We start from the raw sequence: 19969 nt of genomic DNA on the forward strand, positions 1-19969 counted from the left end.
GCCTTATTTTTAGAGTAACTACAATTACACAGTTGTAGGAAGATAAAATAAGTATAGCAACAATAAAATTATCGATTAAATAATGTAATTAGCAAGTAGCTTCCCTTGAATATATGCTAAATAGGCATTACATCTACATTATTATTTACTTATTTGAGCTTAACTATGACTAACCCTTTACAACAAGATAGCAAGCTTCCTGCTTTTTCAAAAATCAAACCCGAACATGTTAAACCTGCTGTAGAGCAAGCTATTAATGATTGTAAGAAAGTGATAGCTGATGTACTCGATAAAAATGAGCAATTTACTTGGCAAAATTTAGTTGAGCCTATTGATGCCATAGATGACGTTCTATCAAAATTATTCTCACCGGTTTCTCATATGAATTCTGTGGTCAGCAGTGAAGAATTACGCGAAGCGTATGAATCATGTCTACCATTATTATCTGAATACGGTACTTTCGTCGGTCAACATCAAGGGCTATTTGAAGCGTATCAAAGCCTAAAAGACAGCGGCGAATTCTCTACCTTAACTACTGCACAACAAAAAGTGATCACCAATGCTTTACGTGATTTCACCTTGTCGGGTATCGCACTAAAGAATGATGATAAAAAACGTTACGGTGAAATAGTTACTCGATTATCTGAACTCAGCTCGACCTTTAGCAATAATGTTTTAGATGCTACTCATGCTTTTAGCATCAATATTGACAGTAAAGACAAATTAGCAGGTTTACCTGATAGCGCATTGGCCGCAGCCCAAGCTTTAGCACAGAGTAAAGAGCAACAAGGTTATTTATTTACCTTAGACATTCCAAGTTACTTACCTGTAATGATGTACTGTGACAACAGAGAGTTAAGAGAAAAACTGTATCGTGCCTTTGTGACCCGTGCTTCTGATCAAGGCCCTAACGCAAACGAATTTGATAACAGTAGCATCATGAATGAGCTTTTATCATTACGTCATGAACTAGCTCAGTTACTCGATTTTGATAACTATGCCCAACACTCATTAGCAACAAAAATGGCTAACAGTACGGATGAGGTAATGGGCTTTTTAGAAAACCTTGCCGTTAAGTCTAAACATCAAGGTCAAGTAGACTTCCAAGAATTAACTGAGTTTGCCAACGCTGAGTATTCACAAAATGATTTACAAGCTTGGGACCTTGCCTATTACAGTGAAAAATTAAAACAAAGTCGTTACGCTATTTCAGATGAGCAATTACGCCCTTATTTCCCTGAAAGCAAGGTAGTGAGTGGCTTATTTGAAGTTGTACATCGCCTGTTTGGTTTGAAAATTAAACAAAGAGAGAGTGTCGACGTTTGGCATAAAGACGTTAAATTTTATGATGTTTATGCCAGCGATGGTGAATTACGCGGTAGTTTTTATCTAGATTTATACGCGCGTGAGAAAAAACGTGGTGGTGCTTGGATGGATGACTGTGTTGGCCGTCGCGTATTAACCGATGGTAGTATTCAACATCCTGTTGCCTATCTCACCTGTAACTTTAATGGCCCTGTGGGTGATAAACCTGCGCTATTCACTCATGATGAAGTCGTCACTTTATTCCATGAGTTTGGACACGGTATTCACCACATGCTTACTCAAGTTGATGCTAGCTCAGTAGCAGGCATCAATGGTGTCCCTTGGGATGCTGTCGAATTACCAAGCCAGTTTCTCGAGAACTGGTGCTGGCAAGAAGAAGCATTAGCCTTTATATCTGGCCATTATGAAACGGGTGAATCTCTACCTAAGGCCTTGTTGGATAAAATGTTAGCGGCGAAAAATTTCCAATCAGCGATGCAAATGTTACGACAATTAGAGTTTAGTATTTTTGATTTTACAATGCACGCAAACTACAGCAGCCAAGCAACTACCGAGCATATACAGCAAACTCTTGATCAGGTTCGCAAGCAATACGCTGTAGTTACCGCACCTGATTTTAATCGCTTTCAACATGGTTTTAGTCATATTTTTGGTGGTGGCTACTCAGCAGGTTATTACAGCTATAAATGGGCGGAAGTATTATCTGCCGATGCTTTTGGATTGTTTGAAGAGCAAGGAGTGTTTGATCAAAAAACCGGACAAGCTTTCCTTACTAATATTCTAGAAAAAGGCGGTAGTGAAGAACCAAGCGAGTTATTTGCTGCATTTAGAGGCAGAGCTCCTGAAATTGATGCCCTACTTCGTCACTCTGGTATTGAGGCATAGCACTAACATGGTTGAAAAGTTTGAACAGTTATATCAACGTGCAGTTGAACGAAAAGGCGGCGAGCAAGCATTAGCCATATTGTTAGATATGAATTATGACAATATGCAAGATGCCTCAGCGTTGTCACAACTTACTGATGATAGAATACTCAGCGCCTTTACCAAACAAGTATTCAAGTCTGGCTTTGTTTGGCGTGTGGTTGAAAATAAGTGGCCTGATTTTGAAGAAACATTTTTTGATTTTAATATTGAAAAAATATTAATGATGCCTGAAGAAATGTTAGAGCGAAAAGCCTCAGATCCTAAAATCATTCGTAATTACAATAAAGTAAAAACCATTAAAGCAAATGCGCAAATGATGTTCGATCATCAATTAGATAAGGGTACTAGTTTTGCGCAGTTAATTGCACAATGGCCGTCTTCAGATATTATCGGTTTATGGGCTTATTTGAAAAAACACGGTCAACGCTTAGGCGGTAATACAGGCCCTTATGCCCTAAGAATATTAGGCAAAGATACATTTTTATTAAGCCGTGATGTAGAAGCGTATCTGCGAGCACAAAAAGTGATTGATGGCGGCTTACAAAGTAAAAAAAGTTTAACCGCTATTCAGCAATTTTTTAACGAATTGCAAAGCAAAACAGGTTATAGCTTAATGCAACTTAGTCGGCTAATTTCATTTGCCGTCGGCGATAATAATGTTCAGTTAGAGTCATAATAATCATGACAGCATTTAACCACATTGCCGTTGCATACGTAGATAAAATCGACAGTGATGCAGCCAAAAAAGTTGCGCAAAAATGGCAGTTTAACTACCTTGGTGACGCTGCTTCAGTCAGTAAAAATCCAGAAATAAAATTTTTACTGCAGTTCAACCAGCAGTGTTTAGAGCTAGTTAAGTTAGATGAGCCAAAGCTTGGTGGTATAAAAGTTGATTTCATTGAAGGTGCCAGTGCCCATAGGCGAAAATTTGGTGGTGGCCGAGGTCAAGATATCGCAAAAGCAATAGGTTTAAAACACGGTTTTAAACCTCATGTGCTTGATGCTACGGCTGGTTTAGGTCGAGATGCTTTTGTTTTGGCTAGCCTAGGTTGCCAAGTTACCTTAATGGAGCGTATGCCGGTTGTTGCGGCACTACTCGAAGACGGTTTAGCACGAGCACAGCTCAATAATGAAGTGAGCGACATAGTTCAAAACATGCAGTTATTACACGCTTCTTCAATAGAAGATATGAGCTTAGCTAAGCAAGTGGATGTTGTTTACCTAGATCCTATGTATCCACATAGAGAAAAAACAGCCGCAGTGAAAAAAGAAATGCGAGTTTTTCAATCACTCGTTGGTGAAGATCTTGATGCCGACAACTTGCTTGCTCCAGCACTTGAATTAGCTCAATATCGCATCGTCGTCAAACGTCCTAGTTATGCTGAGCCTTTAAACAATAAAAAGCCAAGTACCAGCATAAAAATGAAAAAAAATCGTTTCGATGTTTATGTAAATCAAGGTATTCCTAAAATTTAGCGCTACAGTTAATGTAGGTAAGTAAATTTTTGAGGCAAACTCATGGCTAAATCTTTATGTAAATGGAAAAAAAAGGACATAGAAAAAAACGTTCATGAGTTAATGCACATTGTGAGTAAACCTAGGTATTTTTGTAAGGACTGTGCACGGGCAGCTCACGATAAAGGTTTTTTATGTAAGCCAATGAAAATTAACTAAGGCAGCAAAACTCAAAAGTATTCGCCGTGATGATGCTAAATCAATTAAAATTACAATTTATGCTTGGTCGTTAACGCTTGTTGTAACCTTGCGAGTAGTTCATCGAATTGAAAAGGTTTTAGAATAATATCGTCCATTCCTGACGCTTTACATTGCGAGGCAATCTCTTCAGAGGCGCTTGCTGTAACAGCAAAGATCAGTGTATGTTTAGTTCCCAACTCTAATGCCCTTATATCCCGAGTTGCTTCAAAACCATCCTTTACCGGCATTAAACAATCCATTAATATCAAATCTACCTGATTGGCTTTAAATGCTTCTACTGCTTGTAGACCATTTTCTGCCACTATGACCTCAGCGCCCGTTTTCTTTAAGACCAGTGACATAATGGTTATATTAGTTTTAACGTCATCAACGACTAATATCTTCTTATCAGACAGGTATTCTTTACTAAATTCAGCAGGTGGTAAAGTTTCAGCTTTTTGCGCTTCATTATTAACCGCTAATTTCAGGATAAAGCTAAACTCACTACCCTTATCCAATTCACTCTGTACATCTATTTCCCCCCCCATCAAACCAACCATTTTGCTACTGATAGTTAACCCTAGACCAGCACCACCAAAACTTCTTGTGGTCGAAGAATCATTTTGCGCAAAAGACTCAAAAAGATGTTCTGTTTTATCGGGATGAATCCCTATACCTGTGTCAATAACAGCAAACCTTAGTTGGCAACTTGTTTTATCGCTTTTTAATAACACCAGTTGCAACTTTATTAGCCCTTGTTGTGTGAATTTCATAGCATTATTAACTAAGTTTATTAACACTTGTTTTAAGCGCACAACATCAACAAGTACCAAAGGCAATGTTTGCTTAGGCACTTCACTAATAAGGCTTAAGGATTTATCTGCGGTACTAGCAGAGCAAAGCATAACAACATCATTTATCAATTTTTTTATATCAATAGCTTCAGGGTGTAATTGAATTTTACTGTCTTCTATATTTGATAAATCGAGTACTTGATTAATCGTAGCTAATAATTGGTTTCCGGATTGCTGAATCGTTGTCAGATACTCGGTTTGTTCTTCAGTAAGAGAACTGGTAAACATTTGTTGAGCCATACCTAAAATGCCGTTTAAAGGCGTTCTTAATTCATGGCTCATGGCCGCTAAAAACATGCTTTTAGCGTGATTTGCAGACTCAGCTTTGACTACTGCTTGCTCTAACATTTCTTTGCTTTTTTCATTCAGATCACTATGGTCTTTAACCATTTTAATCATTTGCTGTTCATTATTATTTTGAATGACTTGAACCACTAAGTAGTGCTGACCATTTCCCAAAGTAATAACTTTTACATTCAGATCTAGGTGCTGATCGCGTCTGTTTATCGTAGCAACATGTTTGAAACGGTATATTCTTTTTTTAGCAATGGCATTATAAATTCGCTTTACTGTGTCATCAGAAAAAATATCATTTAAGCTACTTGTGCTGTTATCTAGAATAAACCAAGCTGCAAACGATTTATTAGATTCAATTAAGGTTAAATTTTCAATATCACACAGGGCAATCCCCTGATCAAGGCTATCGACAAGTTCACTCAATAAGTGATTAGCTTGTTGGTTAGGAGTGCTTTCAGAGCTACTCATCAGTTATATCACTGCTGATAATTATTGAGTTGATACGATTTGCTCCATTAAGCCGGAGATCAATTTCATGATTGTCTCTACATCATGATCTTCAACGCCAGCTTCTTCCAATGATTCAGCGAGTAACTCACCAACCTCTTGAAAATGCGGCACGGTAATTTTATAGGGTGCATGCACTTTTCTTAAATCTTTGCCCTGATACGTGTCTGGCCCCCCTAATGCAGTAGCAATAAATGTTGTTTGATGGGACATTAACCTTTCCATGTCAATATTATCAAAGTAGGGTGCGAGTTCGTCGCTATCCAAAACCTTTTGATAAAAACTAGCTACTACAGCACTAAAAACATCAAAACCACCGTATTTTTCAAACAAGCTTGTCATCACAATACTTAATCCATTAATCAAGAAGGTTGTTTTCAAAGTATAGTCAGGGTTATTACTTAATCCACTGGATTGCAAAGTAATATTCTTGATTACAAATAATTAACTAATGCTAAAACCAATAATTAATTTCAAAATAACGAAGTCGGTGTCCAATATTCTGTCTTAGTAATGCTAAAAATATCTCCTTGCACTGTGATAATTTCTTTTCTTCATTATCAACAATTAACTTTTAGAACCCATTGATTAATAACGATAATAATTCTTATTGGTGTTCTATCGTTATTCTGAGTTATTTTGGATATATTTAACTATTTTGGTTGAATAATTACCCGGTAAGAGGCAAGATCCCGACCATATAAATTAAAGAGGATGTCGTATGTTGAAGTCGGAAATGGTAAAACAGTTAAATCAACAAATTAACTTAGAGTTTTACTCATCAAATTTGTACTTACAAATGAGTGCTTGGTGTGAAGATCGTAGTTTTGATGGCGCGGCATTATTTTTACGTAAGCACGCCAATGAAGAAATGGATCACATGAAACGTTTATTCACTTATGTTTCTGAAACAGGTGGCTTACCTACTATCGGCGCGATTGATGCTCCACCGCACCAATTCAAATCATTACGCGACGTATTTGAACAGATTCTTGAGCATGAATGCTTAATTACCACTAAAATTAACGAATTAGCTCATCATGCATTTTCTTCTCTAGATTACTCAACGTTCAACTTCCTACAATGGTATGTTGCTGAGCAGCACGAAGAAGAAAAATTGTTTAAAGGTATTATCGATAAATTAAACCTGATTGGCGAAGATGGCCCAGCCATGTACATGTTCGATAAAGATTTTGCTAGCTTAGCTGAAGAAGCGGTAGGTAGTATAATGGAAGCAGGTTCAGTTGTAGAATAAAGCCTGTAAGTAGAGCAGTTACTGACTGCTCTACTTAAGCCTTGTTATCAATACTAATATTGAACTCGGTATTGACGACTCACTAGTAAACCAAACACTCCCACCATAAACATTGCAATACTCGTTGGCTCCGGCACTGCTGCCGAAACTATGCCTTTGCTAGTAATTTGAAAGCTATCCATTTCAACACGTAACCCGACCGGCGAAGCACAACAAAAAGGTGCATTACCAGCTTCATTATTACCCCACACAAATTCAATTTCATTCATACCAGCTACGAGTGACGACATAGTGGAAGATATTTGAAAAATATTACCTTCATGAGCAGATGGTTGATGTCTGTGTCTTCCGGTATTAGTCTGCCCCGTCGAAATACCATTAACAAGAATGTCTAAGCCTTGATTGTCAGATAACCAATACCCCAAAAGGGAAAAGTCATTATTTATTAAATCTATCCCGGTAAGATCTAGTGAAGTAACAGCACTTAAAGTCAAACTACCTACATGCGTATTGCCAATATGAGAAATCCACTGACTTGTATTAGTATTGCCCGCAAGCCAAGATGCTGAAGTCGTTCTCATTTCGGCGCTAAGAGGAGAGCCATTATAGGTATTTAACACATAACTATTATCTACGTTTCCATTAAGATTAACGCCAGTGCTATACATTAAAGCGGTATTGTCATGTGTCAAAACATCCATTAACGTGGCCATTGAGGTATTCGAATATAATGTCATGGTGACGATGAGCAATTGGATATAGGTGCGGATAGTTTTCATTTTTATTCCTTTAAAATTGTTTCAATATTGTTAACTGATAAAATCCTATTATTTAACATTGAAAAAATCCTAAAAAAACCTAAAAAAAATCTAAAAGTTTTATCCTTATATTTTTCAACAACATAAATATGCTGTTTTTATTGTTGCAACCAAATATCCATTTCTATTTGGGCCAGTTTATCTTTAACTACATTTCGAAGGGCTATTTTTTGCTTACTGCCTACTGTAGTTTGAGTGATTTTACCTGTCGATATTGGCGATTTATCGGCATCACTCTTCGTATCAATTTTTAGTGGCGAAATAACTGGGTGATTACTGTTAATTGCTTTTTGATAATACTCAGCTTGCCTCACTACTTTCTGATGATTTGTTGGCGAAGGGGTAATTTGTGCCAAACTAGCCAAAATAGTTAAATATGAGGATTGCAGTTCGTTATTTTGAACTTCCATAGCTAAGGCGTTATTTACAGCCTGCTCAACAAGTATTAACTTAGATTTATCTTGCTTAATGGCGAAAAGCATTAAGTAACTTTTAGCCTGAAGAATGTAAGCAGATGCTAGGTTTTCATTAATTCTCAGTGCCGAGTTGATTAACTGAAGTTGCATGCTGACACTCTCTTTTACTTTTTTATTCTTCCGCTCTTTGAGTAAATATACGCTATGAAAATACTCACATTGGGCAGCTGTAACATAGGCATCGGCAATATTAGGTCTACGCGCCAATGCCTTTTCATTACTCTTTTTACAAGATTGATAAGCTCTTACATTAAAGTTTTGCTGACTCAGCTGAAAACGCGTTTGCAAAAAGTGTAAATAGCCTTGATTGAAAAGAGGCCAATCATAATCCGGCTTAATCGTCATTGCTTGTTCACTCGCCTGTAAACCAGCATTGATATATTGATAAAAAGTCTCGGTATCTACTGCACCAAAATTAGCTAAACCCGCATAAAGATCGGATAGGTTATTATAAACTAGGTGGTTTTTTTCAGTCTCAGTTAATACTTCTTGATATACTTTTTCTGTAAACTGTAATGACTCTTTATAATCATGTTCGTGTTTAGCTAGCCACTTGGTTAAAGTAGAGTAAGCATTCGCTAAATTATTCTTCACTGATGAAGCCTTGTCCTCCAACTGCAAAGAAAGCTGATATAACTCTATGGCTTTATATAAATACTTTCTAGGATCAAGCTGCTGTTTAATTGCATGCTCCGCCTGAGTTTTCATTAAGCGTGCGTAACTTCCTAAAATAACATAATTCTCTGAGTCAATTGCTAGTGCTCGACTAAACGCCTGCTCAGCTTGTAGAAAATATTGACTGGGATCTTGTCCATATCGAAGCGCAAAAACAGCACCGTAACGTAAACTTATACCGTAAGAGTTATAAATGGCGAGCTTATTTTCCACGCTAATTGATTGCATTTCTATTGAATTAACGAGTTGTATATTGGTATTAATAATCTCAGTGATTTGTTCAATATTTCTTTTAGCCGCGATCAATTTCAACAAACTCTCATTAAGGTGCTGGCGAATATATAGCACGCGATCTAATGACTGCAACTGTAAGCTGTATTTTTCACTTAATGCTAAATAACTCTGTTTTCTCTCTTCATCTCTTATGTATGCTTTTGCCAGTGACAAATACCACTCCGCCAAGCTATACATAACTTCTGCATTATTTGGGGATGCTAACACTGCGGCATGACAAGCTTGCTCACCTGCCCTAACAATTTTGTCTACATTCACCAAAACTAGATCAACATACAGATATGCCAGTTCTATATAGTTTTCACAACGCTGCTTAGCAATTTGAGGATCAACACTAGTAAGCGATTGCTTGAGTTCATCCTGTAGTGTGTAGCCTATATTGGCGCTAATTATTTGTGAAATACGCTCCGCATCACTTACCAGTTGCTTTACTTTACCTTCAAACTTTTGTGAAAAAATAACCTTACCTTGTTCTACTAACTGCAAAGTGATAATAAAATTATCTTCAAGCTGCTCAATGTGCCCTTCTAGCCAATAATTAGCCTGTAAGTTATCTGCAATATTCGGTACAGGTAGATTGCTTTGGATATGGCTTGCCAATGTTGATTGAGGTATTACTTCGATACCACTTAGTTGACTAGACTGATGGTGAATTTCGTTGTTGAAGTATTGACTGATGACGTCACTTTCACCATTCGACTTTAATGGAAAGACAACTAAGCGAATAGCAGAGACCGAGCTAAATTTCAGAGCAATAAACATGGTTAAGATGATAAAAGCACCGATAGCCGCCAAAAGCTTCAGGTTAGGTTTGTGTTTTGCACTTGGCTTTTCTACCTGTTCAGGTTTGTCAAAATTAGCTTTAAGTCGATAACCCTGCTTGGGCATGGTTTCAATAACTTTATCTAACTGAGCATTTTTTAGTAATTGCCTTGTTGTACTGACTAAGTTAGTCAGAGAATCGTCAGAGACAATCGAGTCTGGCCATAGTTTTGCTAGTAATGTTTCTCGAGTAACCACATTTAGGTCGGCTTGAAATAAAAGCTCAAGTAAGGCACAGGATTTGGGGGTTAATTGTAGGTTAACGTCTGCTTTTGTTAACTGAAATGACGTTTGATCAAGATACCAACCGTTAATAAAAATGCGTTCCATGCCAAGGGTCTGTTGATCTTTCATTATAGTCTCTGCTATGAGCTAATTTTTAAGATAACAAGGTAAGAAGAGTGCTATGTAGTCACTCTACTTTAACGACTTTTAACGAAGTTAAGTTGAAAATTAGCCATAGCCTTTCCGGTTGCCTTGAAAAAGCGTCACTCTTTGTTGCTTAAAGTGCATTTGGAATAACCAAACATTACTCTAAGCGCCTCGATTGACCTCTTTTTCAAGCACAACAGAGTTATAAACTGAAAGTTCAACAAACCCTAATATCATTAGCAAATATAAGTGTAATTTCTTATATTATGGCAAAACAATCGTTTAGGCTAATTTTATAGTCAGCTAGACTGATGAACTGAACTTTAATCTAACCGGGTAGTATTAATTTACTGCTGAGCTCAATTAAATCAAGTAAACTAGCGCCCTACTATTCATGGGCAATAACTTTAAATGACAAATTACGATGTGGTAATAATTGGTGCGGGAGCCGCAGGACTGATGTGCGCAGCTAATGCCGGTTATCGAGGCAAAAAAGTTGCGGTTATTGATATGGGTAAAAAACCCGGTAGAAAAATATTAATTAGTGGCGGTGGTCGATGCAACTTCACTAATGAAAATGCTGCCCCAGAACATTATATTTGTCAAAATCCACATTTTATCAAATCCGCACTAAGCCGTTATTCAGCCCAAGACTTTATCGAACTTGTTGACCGTCATGGCGTTAACTATCATCACAAAACCTTAGGGCAATTATTTTGTGATGATAGCGCACAAGATATTGTGGATGTCTTGTTAACCGAGTGCGAATGGGCAGGAGTTACCATTGATTTACGCAGCGAAGTGTTTTCTGTTGATAAAAATGATGATGGTTATGCCATTAGCACTCACCTTAAACGTTACCAATGCCAATCACTTGTAGTCGCTTCTGGTGGCTTAACCATGCCAAAATTGGGCGCAACGCCTATTGGCTATAAAATTGCTGAGCAATTTAATATCAATGTATTACCTACCACTGCGGCACTAGTACCATTTACCTTGCACGATCACGACAAAAGTCGCTTTGATGGTTTATCCGGTATCAGCATAGACTGCTTAGTAACGAGTGAAAGTAAAGTGAGTTTTCGCGAAAACATCCTTTTCACCCACCGAGGTTTATCTGGTCCCGCTATCTTGCAAATATCTTCTTTTTGGCAAGCAGGACAAGCTGTGGCCATAAATCTACTCCCTGAGCATAACCTTGCTGAAACAATGACACTTTGGCAAAATGAACAAGCTCAAAAATCTGTCAAAAACCTATTGTCTACCCTACTTCCAAAACGTTTTATTGAAAGCCTAATCACCAGTAATGACATTCCTGATAAAGCCATAAACCAGTTTAATCATAGCGAAATACAAGCCTTGCACGACTTTATGCATAATTGGCAAATCAAGCCGAATGGCACAGAAGGCTATAGAACAGCAGAAGTTACACTAGGTGGTATTGATACTGACGAACTATCCTCGAAGACGTACGAATGTAAAAAAGTTGATAATCTATATTTTATTGGCGAAGTTATTGATGTTACTGGCTTTTTAGGGGGCTATAATTTTCAAGCCTGCTGGGCACAAGGAACAGCTTGTGGCTTGGCTGTATAATTTGTTTTGGTTGTTCAAGGTACCAAACTGTAAACTTGTTGATAGTTTATAGAATAACTTCTTCCTATACTCTTCAATTATTATTGAGAAATCAAAACACATAGAGCCAATTTAAAAGGTAGAACACTTGATGAATTTTCAGCAATGGCACGATACAGGTAGCTTTTTAGATTTTGAAGGTCATCAAATTTTTTATCGAATAGAAGGTAGTGGGCCACCTTTATTGCTAATTCATGGGTACCCCACCGCCAGTTGGGATTGGAGTAAGATATGGCCACAATTAATATCTAATTTTCAATGCATCACCTTGGATATGCTTGATTTTGGTTACAGCGATAAGCCCAAACAATCCTATAGCATCAATACTCAGGCCGATATCCACTGCAAATTACTCCGCAATTAGGTATCAAAGATTGCCATATAGTTAGCCACGACTACGGTGATACTGTTGCTCAAGAGATTTTAGCGCGACAAAATGAGGGTTCATTACCTTTCAAGGTGAATACTCTGCACCTTCTCAATGGTGGATTATTTCCAGAAACCCATCGCCCGGTACTAATACAAAAATTATTACTAAGTCCGCTGGGTAGTCTATTGGTTAGGTTAATGAATAGAGACACTTTAGCCAAAAACTTGCGAAAGATTTTTGGCCCTAACACCCCACCAAGCGAACAAGAAATAGATGAGTTTTGGCAGTTGATCCAACACAATAATGGTCATCTGATCATGCATAAACTTATTCACTATATGGTTGAAAGACGAGAAAATCGTAGTCGTTGGGTTGGAGCATTACAAGAAACAGATATACCATTGCGGTTAACCGATGGAATACTAGATCCAATATCTGGCGCTCATTTAGTTGAGCGCTATAAACAGCTAATACCCAATGCTGATGTTGTTTGTTTAGACAATATTGGCCATTACCCTCAAGTTGAAACTCCTGAATTAGTGCTTGCTTCAATAGTGGATAAAATCGAAAATTCAAATGTTACTTAACAAAATATCCCTGCAATATTAACAATCAGTAATACTTATATTTTATAAAATCAACGCAAGAAAAATAATTGGTTAATTTAACCTAATTTTAGTTGATTTAACAAAAAACTATATTTTCAGATTACTTCTTTTCACCCCCAAAAAACCCAACAATCAAACTAAATGGTTGTTTTATAGTTAAATTTTATGTTTGGCATTGCTGTTGCAATATTGAATTCACTTTACAAAATTAATTTAACTACATAAACAATTAAGGGATATAACCATGAAAACAATTAATAAAGTAATCGCAACTATCACACTTTCAATCGCCGCAGTTAGCACAACTTATGCTTCAACTGAGCTATATGCAGCAGATAATGAAGCCGGTACAAAAATATGTATTGCTGCTACTTCTGGTAGCAAGAATAAAGTTAATAATGCTATCGAAGATGCACGAGTTAATAAACATTACGTAGCGAAACATGTCACTTGTAACAATCAAGATATTCTAGATTTTGTTGCACAGCATGGTAAAAATGCCGATAAGATGAATAGCTTCTTAACCGATGGAAAATATAATAATCAAGTGACCATCGCAAAATTATAAGTACTTGCTAAAGAGTTACCAACAGGCCAATAGATTAATGCTATTGGCCTTTTTTTTGTTAATATATCCCCCTTGTCAAAGCCAATAATCTGTACATTATTGAGATCTAAATATTCAGCGATGGCGATGTTGATATCCATGCGCTATCCTAAACAACATACAAATAAAAGTAGTCCATATATACTTTAATGATGCAGTTAATAACGCTATCGGTTTTTAAAAGGCAATAATTCTCAAGCTTATATACTGCAAGGTATTACTTATAGGTTAGAAATAAAATATGACAAATAAAAGCCACTATGTTCGTCACTACACGCTACCACAAAGCCCAATATTTAATGAGCTGATGGCAATCATTGAAACTGTAGAGCAGCGACTATCTCAACTATCCGAAGACGACACCAATGTGCTACAGGGCGTGCTTGATCTCACGATAAAAAATAGATTAAGTAAAATTGAATATAAGGGAAATGTTGGTGCTTATATAGATGAGCTTTTACATGGCGTAATAGACGCTAAAAATTATTTCAATCAGTGTTGTTATACTAACGATCATGCTAGTGATGCTTTTAAAAATTTGCAGTTAGGATTAATTACTATCAAGGCAACTTATCAAAATTAATTCGTTATAAAACATCTTGCATCTTTAGCTGTCCATTTCTTATCATGCAGTCAGGTTAAGGCCACCAAAAATGATTTCACGTAAGCGTCTAATTATCATGGTCAAAATGCCATTTGTAGCGTAATATTTAACAATAATAACGTGCTAAAAGCATTCAGAAATATAGTTAAATTAATGGTATTGAATATTACGGATTTTCTTAATACTGTTTTTATACCTTTTACTAAGAAGGTGCAAAGGCTATCAGCATACTTGCTGCTGTTTATTTTTAGTAATGCCGTTAGCGCCAGTAATCTGTTGCTTTCCTTGCAAGGTGAAATGCCCAAATACCTTGAAAGGAATATAATTTCCTATCTAGGTGAACTCCCAGACACCGCATTAGAGCGCTCTGCTTTTATCTACTCCGCTAAAGACAACGCAACAGAAGCATTACAATCTTTAGGTTACTACCAAGCAGAAATTCACGCTAAAGTTGAACAAGAGCCTTGGCAACTAACACTAACTATTACCCTGAATGAACCAACATTAATTGATAATATCAATGTCGATATTCGCGGTGAAGCAAGCTCAGACCCTGAATTTATCACTCTAATCAACAAACTTGATATCAAAACTGGCGATATACTTCATCATGGAAAATATGAAGCGCTCAAATCTGATCTGCTGTCATTAGCATTGCAGCGTGGTTATCTAAGTGGCGTGTTAGTTAACAGCAATATCATTATCAAAGAAAATTTTCACTTCGCGGACATTAGAATACATTATGACAGTGGCCCGAGATATCAATTTGGTGATATCACCTTTAGTGACTTTGATCTTGAGCCAGAATTATTAACGAGCTTAATTCCTTTTAAAGAGCACGAATATTACAGCACAGAAAAGTTTCACCAATTGCAACAGCAACTTCAATCGACACAGTACTTTGGCAGTGTGTTAGCGGTGCCTGCAGAACATGTCCTCAATGAACAGCAAGAATATACTGTGCCTATTAATGTCTCGTTAACGCCAGCAAAAAGTCATTTGTTTGATTTCGGTGTTGGTTATGCAACCGATACGCAATTTCGCTTATCCGCGGGTTGGCGTACGCCTTTAATCAATAAATATGGGCATTATCAGGAAACAAAAATTGAGTACTCCAAAGTAAACCCAACAGGAAGGTTCATCTACAGTATTCCTTTAAGTCACCCCACTGATGATTTGTTTCAGTTAAAAATGACGATTGAAAATGATGATTACGCGGACTTTACAACCAAGTTTTATTCTTTTCAAATGGGGAGAGTGACCAGCAGCGGCAATTGGAATAGACAAATATATACTCGCTTTCATCAAGAAGCTTGGAAGTATGACCCCGATGAAGATTTACCTGATATTGATTTCGGTGATGAAGATCCCGTGCAATACATTATTCCTGGAATTACTTGGTCTAGGGTAATCCGTCAAGGCTCAGCATTAGATCCTAGTGGCGGCTTTAGACAAACCTATAATATTGAAGGTGCACACTTAGACGCCGGCTCAGACAACAGCTTTTTCAGATTACACGGGCGCTGGAATTACATCACCACCTTAAAGCCCAATCATCGGATAGTCGCTCGCGCTGAATTAGGAGCAATCTATGTTGATAGAGATGTTGAGCTTGCGCCATCGTTACGCTTTTATGCCGGTGGTGATCAGAGTATTCGTGGTTTTGCTTACCAGTCAATTGGCACCACAATACCCGCTTCATCTGATCCTGATGAAACTGAGACCATTGTTATTGGTGGTACACGCCTAATGGTTGCCAGTATTGAATATCAATATTACCTTACTAAAAAATGGCGCTTAGCGTTATTTTCTGACGGTGGTAGTGTTGCCAATAAAGGTGAATTTGAACCTGTCTACTCTTTCGGCTCAGGGGTTCATTATATGTCGCCCGTTGGGGCGGTAAAACTTGATTTTGCTTACGGCACACAAGACGATAATACCAAATGGCGTGTCCATGTGAATTTGGGAGCTGAGTTTTGAGCTTTCATAAGATCAGCTTAATAATCGCTAAATATGTGGCAATAACACTGTGCGCACTGGCAGTGCTATTAACAAATCCTTGGGGCACACAATTTACTTTAGCGATAGTAAATAATTTCGATGCGATAGAAATTGATTATCACAGTGGTTCATTCGTTCGAGATATTCAATTAAATGATTTTCATCTACAACTAGACAGCTTAGAAATACGCCTTAAAGGCTTAGAAACTGAGCTTAAATTTTCTTGCCTAAGAAAAAAGACTCTTTGCTTAAAAGCAACCAAGGCAGATGAGTTTATTCTGCACTATACCAGTGATGACGAGTCAACCGATCAGGCTGAAATAGATGCAGTAACAGACGACTCATTATTTGAAATGCCTTTTGCCATTATTGCTGAATCAATTAACCTAGGTAAAAACCATTTACTCATTAACAACACTGAAATATTGATTGATGAGCTAACGACTCAATTAGCCATCAACAAAAGTGATTTTGATATTAGCCAACCAAGTGCTGGGCAGTTAATTGTCATCATAACAGAAGACACACCACCAACATCAGGTACTAGCAAATCGACGAGTGAGACAATGCACTCCCCTTTTACTGCCTTACCTGAAGTTAATTTACCTATAGCATTAGCCATTAAAAAGCTGCAACTTAAGCGTATTATTGTGTCATCAAAGAGTGCTGATAATGTGCTGACACAACATTGGTACTCATCTAATAATGCGCTCACCGGCGACTGGGTAAATACTGATGTCAGCATTAAACATCTGCAGACTTCAACAGCTACTTTTTCAATAGCAGAGTTATCTGGCACTGCTAAGTTACTAGCGCCTTATCAAATAAATAGTCAATTTAACAGCGAGCTTAAAGACTTTCCGTTGTGGCCTGAAATTGCTAACAGCAATCAACAGGTATCATTACAGGGCTCATTTGAACAGCTAGATTTTGAGTTAATCAGCCAAGGCAGCTTAGCCCTAACGAGTCAAGGCACAATCAATTTACACGATGAAAATATGCCCTTTGATATCAATATGTCAGCAGAAAAATTTCCTCTGCCAGCATCGTTCGCACATTATGGTGATCCCTCTCCCTTTTCACTTGAGATGAGTGGCGATCTAAAAAAACAAACCGTACAACTCGAAAGTCAGCTTAAGAATAAAGATTACAAAAAGGCGCAAATAAAGCTAAACGCTATTCACGAAGAAGGCTTTTTCACGGTGAATGAATTGGACTTTTTTGATAGTGACTCAAACAGCCAACTAAACCTACAAGGCAAGCTGAACCTAAACGAAACTAACATCAGTTGGCAAGTTGCTGCCAAATCTAGCGGTTTTGCGTTACCCCAATTAAACCTTAGCAATTTGGCTGATATAACCGAAACCCAATCAACATGGGCAACTAAAATACCTGATTCAATCTCTGGGTATTTAGCAGGCACTGTAAATAGCACAGGCTCATGGTCCGAGAAACAGTGGCAAGTCGCTTTCACAGAGACTGAACTATCGGGCGTGGTTAATGACGCAACAATATCAGTTAATGCTGATATTGCTTTAAACCAGTTGGGAGAAGTTAAGCCCGGTAAGTTGTTTATTGCCTTAAATGATAACCAACTGACGTTAAATGCCGCCGGCAATTCATTTTGGGGGATCAATGGTCACTTATCAATTGCACAAATGAGTCAATGGCTTAACGACATCGATGGCGAATTTACTGGTGACTTTTCTATCACAGGAGAAAAAAGCCAGCCAGTAATTCACCTTGATAGCCAAATAACACAACTGAAATGGCAAAACCTGCACAGTACTACTTTAGCCATTAAAGGCAGTTATCAGCCAAATCAAAATCATCAACTTCAATTATCATTAAACAACGACGCCTTATCAATAACCTCTGAAGAAAGCCTTGTACGCCTAGATGACTTTCAATTACACATCAATGGTAACGCTAGCCAACATCATATTGAATCGCAATGGCTAGGCGACTTTGCCGGGCAACTTGCGCTAACGGGCCAGTGGGATAATAGTTTTTCTAATTGGCAAGCGGCGATATCAAAGAGTGAATTATCTTATCAAAATATTGCTATACAAAATGATAGCGCCTTCACTTTGAGTGTAAAATTAGCAGATGAAAAACTTTATCTGGATAGTCACTGCTGGCAAGGTAGTGGTTTAAGTATCTGCTTACCTAACCAAGCTATTATTGGCAATAGCGGCGACATTGCCGTTAAATTAAATATCGATTTATCTGCGGTTGATGAATTATTTTTGCCAGAGGATATTGAGTTAATCAGTAAAATTGATGGCGAGCTAACAGCAACATGGTCGCCACAAAAACCCATTCAGTCTAATGCATGGTTTAATTTATCAAGCGGTTATCTAAAAGTCAGTGATGAACTAGGTGAGCATCAACTCTCTGAATGGTCTAGTGGCGAATGGGCTTTCGCTATTGATGAACAAAAATTTAATAGCAAACTACTCATTACTAAGTCAGATGATAAAACATTAGTGGATGCTCGTTCAATTATCGAATTTAGAAATGACTACCCTATCAACACACAAGTCATTGTTAATGACTTTAACTTACAGCCATTTCAAACGATTATCGCCAATGTTGTGAGTTTACAAGGTACGTTAAATGCAAATATCACTGTCGATGGCACACTCAAAACGCCAATTGTTGATGGTTTTATCAATTTAGATAAGGGTAAATTTCAATTAGCACAAAATGCTAATACCTTAGAAAACATTGCTAGCAAGATCATCATTAAAAATAATGAGGCGGCTTTAGCGGGTGGATTTTCTCTAGACAATAATGAGGCTAATTTCAACGGCAATATCACTTGGCAAAATAGCTTAGCCATAAATATAGATCTCACTGGTGAGGCCTTACCTTTGGTATTCCCGCCGCAATTGGTGATGAGTGTATCACCCAGCTTAAACTTTAACTTAGCAGAGAAAGTTTTAACCATCAGTGGCAATATTGATGTTTTAGACGGTAGTTATAATATTGAAAAACTGCCAGAGGATAGCGTATCACTCAGCGACGATGTCATTATTGTTGATCAACTCGGTCAACCCGCCGCCAAACCTGTTAGTTTTGACATCAAAACAGATATAACCGTTAATATTGCCAAAGCATTTGAAGTAACTGGCCAGGGATTACAAAGTCACCTTTTTGGTCAATTGCAAATTAATCAAAAACAAAATCAACCCTTTCAATTATTTGGCAGAATTGAGTCCTATAATGGTACCTTTCAAGCCTACGGGCAAAGGTTAACCATTGAGCAAGGGCAATTAACCTTTAATGGCCCTATTGATAACCCCTACTTTAATTTAACCGCTAATCGACATATTAAAGCTGAAGATATAAACGTTGGCATAAAAGTAACTGGCTTGGCAGATGCATTAAATTTACAACTTTTCTCATCGCCCTCTATGGAAATGCCAGAAATGCTATCTTATTTAGTGAGAGGTAGAAGTCTGGATTCTGGCACTCAAAATAGTGGTGCTGCTGCTAGCTTACTGGTTGGTTTTGGTGTTACTAATAGCGCGGGGTTATTTGATCAAATCGAAAAAATACCGCTTATCAATAATATCGCGGTAGATACTGAAGGTGAAGGTGATCATACTCAAGCGACGGTCAGTGGCTACATTGGCAATAGAGTTTACTTAAAATATGGCGTTGGTGTATACGAGCCAATTAATGAACTGACAGTAAGAATGTTTATGTTTAATCGTTTTTGGTTAGAAATAGTCAGCGGTGTCGAACACTCTACCGATCTTTATTATTCATTTGATATAGATTAATTACCTAAAATGCTCATGAATTGAAATCGCTATTG

At 37.5% G+C, this 19969-nt stretch carries 16 protein-coding genes; 11 read left to right on the forward strand and 5 right to left on the reverse strand.

The features are described 5' to 3' along the window. Positions 1 to 165: 165 nt before the first annotated feature. Genes prlC through AC27IF_RS10580 form a run of 3 tightly spaced genes read left to right on the forward strand, consistent with a single transcriptional unit; the run spans position 166 to position 3729 of the window. Complete coding sequence (gene prlC / locus AC27IF_RS10570; RefSeq protein ID WP_487054255.1) at positions 166 to 2211, forward strand: oligopeptidase A; 2046 nt, start codon at positions 166 to 168, stop codon at positions 2209 to 2211. A gap of 7 nt (positions 2212 to 2218) precedes the next feature. Continuing rightward, the gene (locus AC27IF_RS10575) at positions 2219 to 2929 is read left to right on the forward strand and encodes a DNA-3-methyladenine glycosylase I (RefSeq protein WP_487054257.1); all 711 of its coding nucleotides are present in this window, start codon (positions 2219 to 2221) and stop codon (positions 2927 to 2929) included. 5 nt (positions 2930 to 2934) lie between these two features. Further along, positions 2935 to 3729 (forward strand): class I SAM-dependent methyltransferase, encoded by a 795-nt coding sequence (locus tag AC27IF_RS10580; RefSeq protein WP_487054258.1) that lies wholly within the window; start codon positions 2935 to 2937, stop codon positions 3727 to 3729. Between the two features lie 248 nt (positions 3730 to 3977). Here AC27IF_RS10580 and AC27IF_RS10585 read toward each other — a convergent pair whose 3' ends face one another. Together AC27IF_RS10585 and AC27IF_RS10590 are read right to left on the reverse strand one after the other, a co-directional pair. Beyond that, positions 3978 to 5567 (reverse strand): ATP-binding protein, encoded by a 1590-nt coding sequence (locus tag AC27IF_RS10585; RefSeq protein ID WP_487054259.1) that lies wholly within the window; start codon positions 5565 to 5567, stop codon positions 3978 to 3980. A 21-nt stretch (positions 5568 to 5588) separates the two neighbouring features. After that, positions 5589 to 5948 carry a group I truncated hemoglobin gene (locus AC27IF_RS10590; RefSeq protein ID WP_487054261.1) on the reverse strand — a complete coding sequence of 120 codons (360 nt, stop codon included), beginning with the start codon at positions 5946 to 5948 and terminating at the stop codon, positions 5589 to 5591. Between the two features lie 379 nt (positions 5949 to 6327). Here AC27IF_RS10590 and ftnA point away from each other — a divergent pair, with 379 nt between their 5' ends. Continuing rightward, positions 6328 to 6861 (forward strand): non-heme ferritin, encoded by a 534-nt coding sequence (gene ftnA, locus AC27IF_RS10595; RefSeq protein WP_487054263.1) that lies wholly within the window; start codon positions 6328 to 6330, stop codon positions 6859 to 6861. 53 nt (positions 6862 to 6914) lie between these two features. On the opposite strand, the gene AC27IF_RS10600 is transcribed toward ftnA, so the two are convergent. Together AC27IF_RS10600 and AC27IF_RS10605 are read right to left on the reverse strand one after the other, a co-directional pair. Further along, positions 6915 to 7640, reverse strand: coding sequence for a PEP-CTERM sorting domain-containing protein (locus AC27IF_RS10600; protein ID WP_487054264.1), 726 nt, complete (start codon positions 7638 to 7640; stop codon positions 6915 to 6917). A gap of 137 nt (positions 7641 to 7777) precedes the next feature. Next, positions 7778 to 10300, reverse strand: coding sequence for a winged helix-turn-helix domain-containing protein (locus AC27IF_RS10605; RefSeq protein WP_487054266.1), 2523 nt, complete (start codon positions 10298 to 10300; stop codon positions 7778 to 7780). A gap of 429 nt (positions 10301 to 10729) precedes the next feature. Here AC27IF_RS10605 and AC27IF_RS10610 point away from each other — a divergent pair, with 429 nt between their 5' ends. The 4 genes from AC27IF_RS10610 (at position 10730) to AC27IF_RS10625 (ending at position 13499) form a co-directional block, all read left to right on the forward strand. Then, positions 10730 to 11914 (forward strand): BaiN/RdsA family NAD(P)/FAD-dependent oxidoreductase, encoded by a 1185-nt coding sequence (locus AC27IF_RS10610; RefSeq protein WP_487054268.1) that lies wholly within the window; start codon positions 10730 to 10732, stop codon positions 11912 to 11914. Positions 11915 to 12044: 130 nt separating this feature from the next. Continuing rightward, positions 12045 to 12317, forward strand: a complete 273-nt coding sequence (locus AC27IF_RS10615) for an alpha/beta fold hydrolase (RefSeq protein ID WP_487054299.1) — start codon at positions 12045 to 12047, stop codon at positions 12315 to 12317. Between the two features lie 203 nt (positions 12318 to 12520). After that, a complete protein-coding gene (locus tag AC27IF_RS10620; protein WP_487054269.1) occupies positions 12521 to 12910 on the forward strand; it encodes an alpha/beta fold hydrolase in 390 nt (129 codons plus the stop codon). Positions 12911 to 13175: 265 nt separating this feature from the next. Then, the gene (locus AC27IF_RS10625) at positions 13176 to 13499 is read left to right on the forward strand and encodes a DUF3718 domain-containing protein (RefSeq protein WP_487054270.1); all 324 of its coding nucleotides are present in this window, start codon (positions 13176 to 13178) and stop codon (positions 13497 to 13499) included. Here the strand turns inward: AC27IF_RS10625 and AC27IF_RS10630 are convergent. Then, positions 13475 to 13639, reverse strand: coding sequence for a hypothetical protein (locus AC27IF_RS10630; RefSeq protein ID WP_487054272.1), 165 nt, complete (start codon positions 13637 to 13639; stop codon positions 13475 to 13477). The two genes, AC27IF_RS10625 and AC27IF_RS10630, sit on opposite strands and share 25 nt — an antisense overlap. A 140-nt stretch (positions 13640 to 13779) precedes the next feature. On the opposite strand from AC27IF_RS10630, the gene AC27IF_RS10635 reads away from it, so the two are divergent. The 3 genes from AC27IF_RS10635 to AC27IF_RS10645 all read left to right on the forward strand — a co-directional run bounded on the left by AC27IF_RS10635 (position 13780) and on the right by AC27IF_RS10645 (position 19934). Continuing rightward, complete coding sequence (locus tag AC27IF_RS10635) at positions 13780 to 14121, forward strand: hypothetical protein (protein WP_487054274.1); 342 nt, start codon at positions 13780 to 13782, stop codon at positions 14119 to 14121. A gap of 174 nt (positions 14122 to 14295) precedes the next feature. After that, positions 14296 to 16122, forward strand: a complete 1827-nt coding sequence (locus tag AC27IF_RS10640) for an autotransporter assembly complex protein TamA (RefSeq protein ID WP_487054275.1) — start codon at positions 14296 to 14298, stop codon at positions 16120 to 16122. Then, positions 16119 to 19934 carry a translocation/assembly module TamB domain-containing protein gene (locus tag AC27IF_RS10645; protein ID WP_487054277.1) on the forward strand — a complete coding sequence of 1272 codons (3816 nt, stop codon included), beginning with the start codon at positions 16119 to 16121 and terminating at the stop codon, positions 19932 to 19934. The genes AC27IF_RS10640 and AC27IF_RS10645 overlap by 4 nt, the downstream gene beginning before the upstream one ends. Positions 19935 to 19969: the final 35 nt, after the last annotated feature.

Source organism: Colwellia sp. KS18-150 (assembly GCF_057551365.1).

Bases quoted from the DNA above. Each gene is read 5' to 3' on its own strand.
- AC27IF_RS10575 (WP_487054257.1), top strand. From the start codon at position 2,219: ATGGTTGAAAAGTTTGAACAGTTATATCAACGTGCAGTTGAACGAAAA.
- AC27IF_RS10620 (WP_487054269.1), top strand. From the start codon at position 12,521: ATGAATAGAGACACTTTAGCCAAAAACTTGCGAAAGATTTTTGGCCCT.
- AC27IF_RS10605 (WP_487054266.1), bottom strand. From the start codon at position 10,300: ATGAAAGATCAACAGACCCTTGGCATGGAACGCATTTTTATTAACGGT.
- ftnA (WP_487054263.1), top strand. From the start codon at position 6,328: ATGTTGAAGTCGGAAATGGTAAAACAGTTAAATCAACAAATTAACTTA.
- AC27IF_RS10635 (WP_487054274.1), top strand. From the start codon at position 13,780: ATGACAAATAAAAGCCACTATGTTCGTCACTACACGCTACCACAAAGC.
- AC27IF_RS10580 (WP_487054258.1), top strand. From the start codon at position 2,935: ATGACAGCATTTAACCACATTGCCGTTGCATACGTAGATAAAATCGAC.
- AC27IF_RS10610 (WP_487054268.1), top strand. From the start codon at position 10,730: ATGACAAATTACGATGTGGTAATAATTGGTGCGGGAGCCGCAGGACTG.
- AC27IF_RS10630 (WP_487054272.1), bottom strand. From the start codon at position 13,639: ATGGATATCAACATCGCCATCGCTGAATATTTAGATCTCAATAATGTA.
- AC27IF_RS10600 (WP_487054264.1), bottom strand. From the start codon at position 7,640: ATGAAAACTATCCGCACCTATATCCAATTGCTCATCGTCACCATGACA.
- AC27IF_RS10640 (WP_487054275.1), top strand. From the start codon at position 14,296: ATGGTATTGAATATTACGGATTTTCTTAATACTGTTTTTATACCTTTT.
- prlC (WP_487054255.1), top strand. From the start codon at position 166: ATGACTAACCCTTTACAACAAGATAGCAAGCTTCCTGCTTTTTCAAAA.
- AC27IF_RS10590 (WP_487054261.1), bottom strand. From the start codon at position 5,948: ATGACAAGCTTGTTTGAAAAATACGGTGGTTTTGATGTTTTTAGTGCT.
- AC27IF_RS10585 (WP_487054259.1), bottom strand. From the start codon at position 5,567: ATGAGTAGCTCTGAAAGCACTCCTAACCAACAAGCTAATCACTTATTG.
- AC27IF_RS10625 (WP_487054270.1), top strand. From the start codon at position 13,176: ATGAAAACAATTAATAAAGTAATCGCAACTATCACACTTTCAATCGCC.
- AC27IF_RS10615 (WP_487054299.1), top strand. From the start codon at position 12,045: ATGAATTTTCAGCAATGGCACGATACAGGTAGCTTTTTAGATTTTGAA.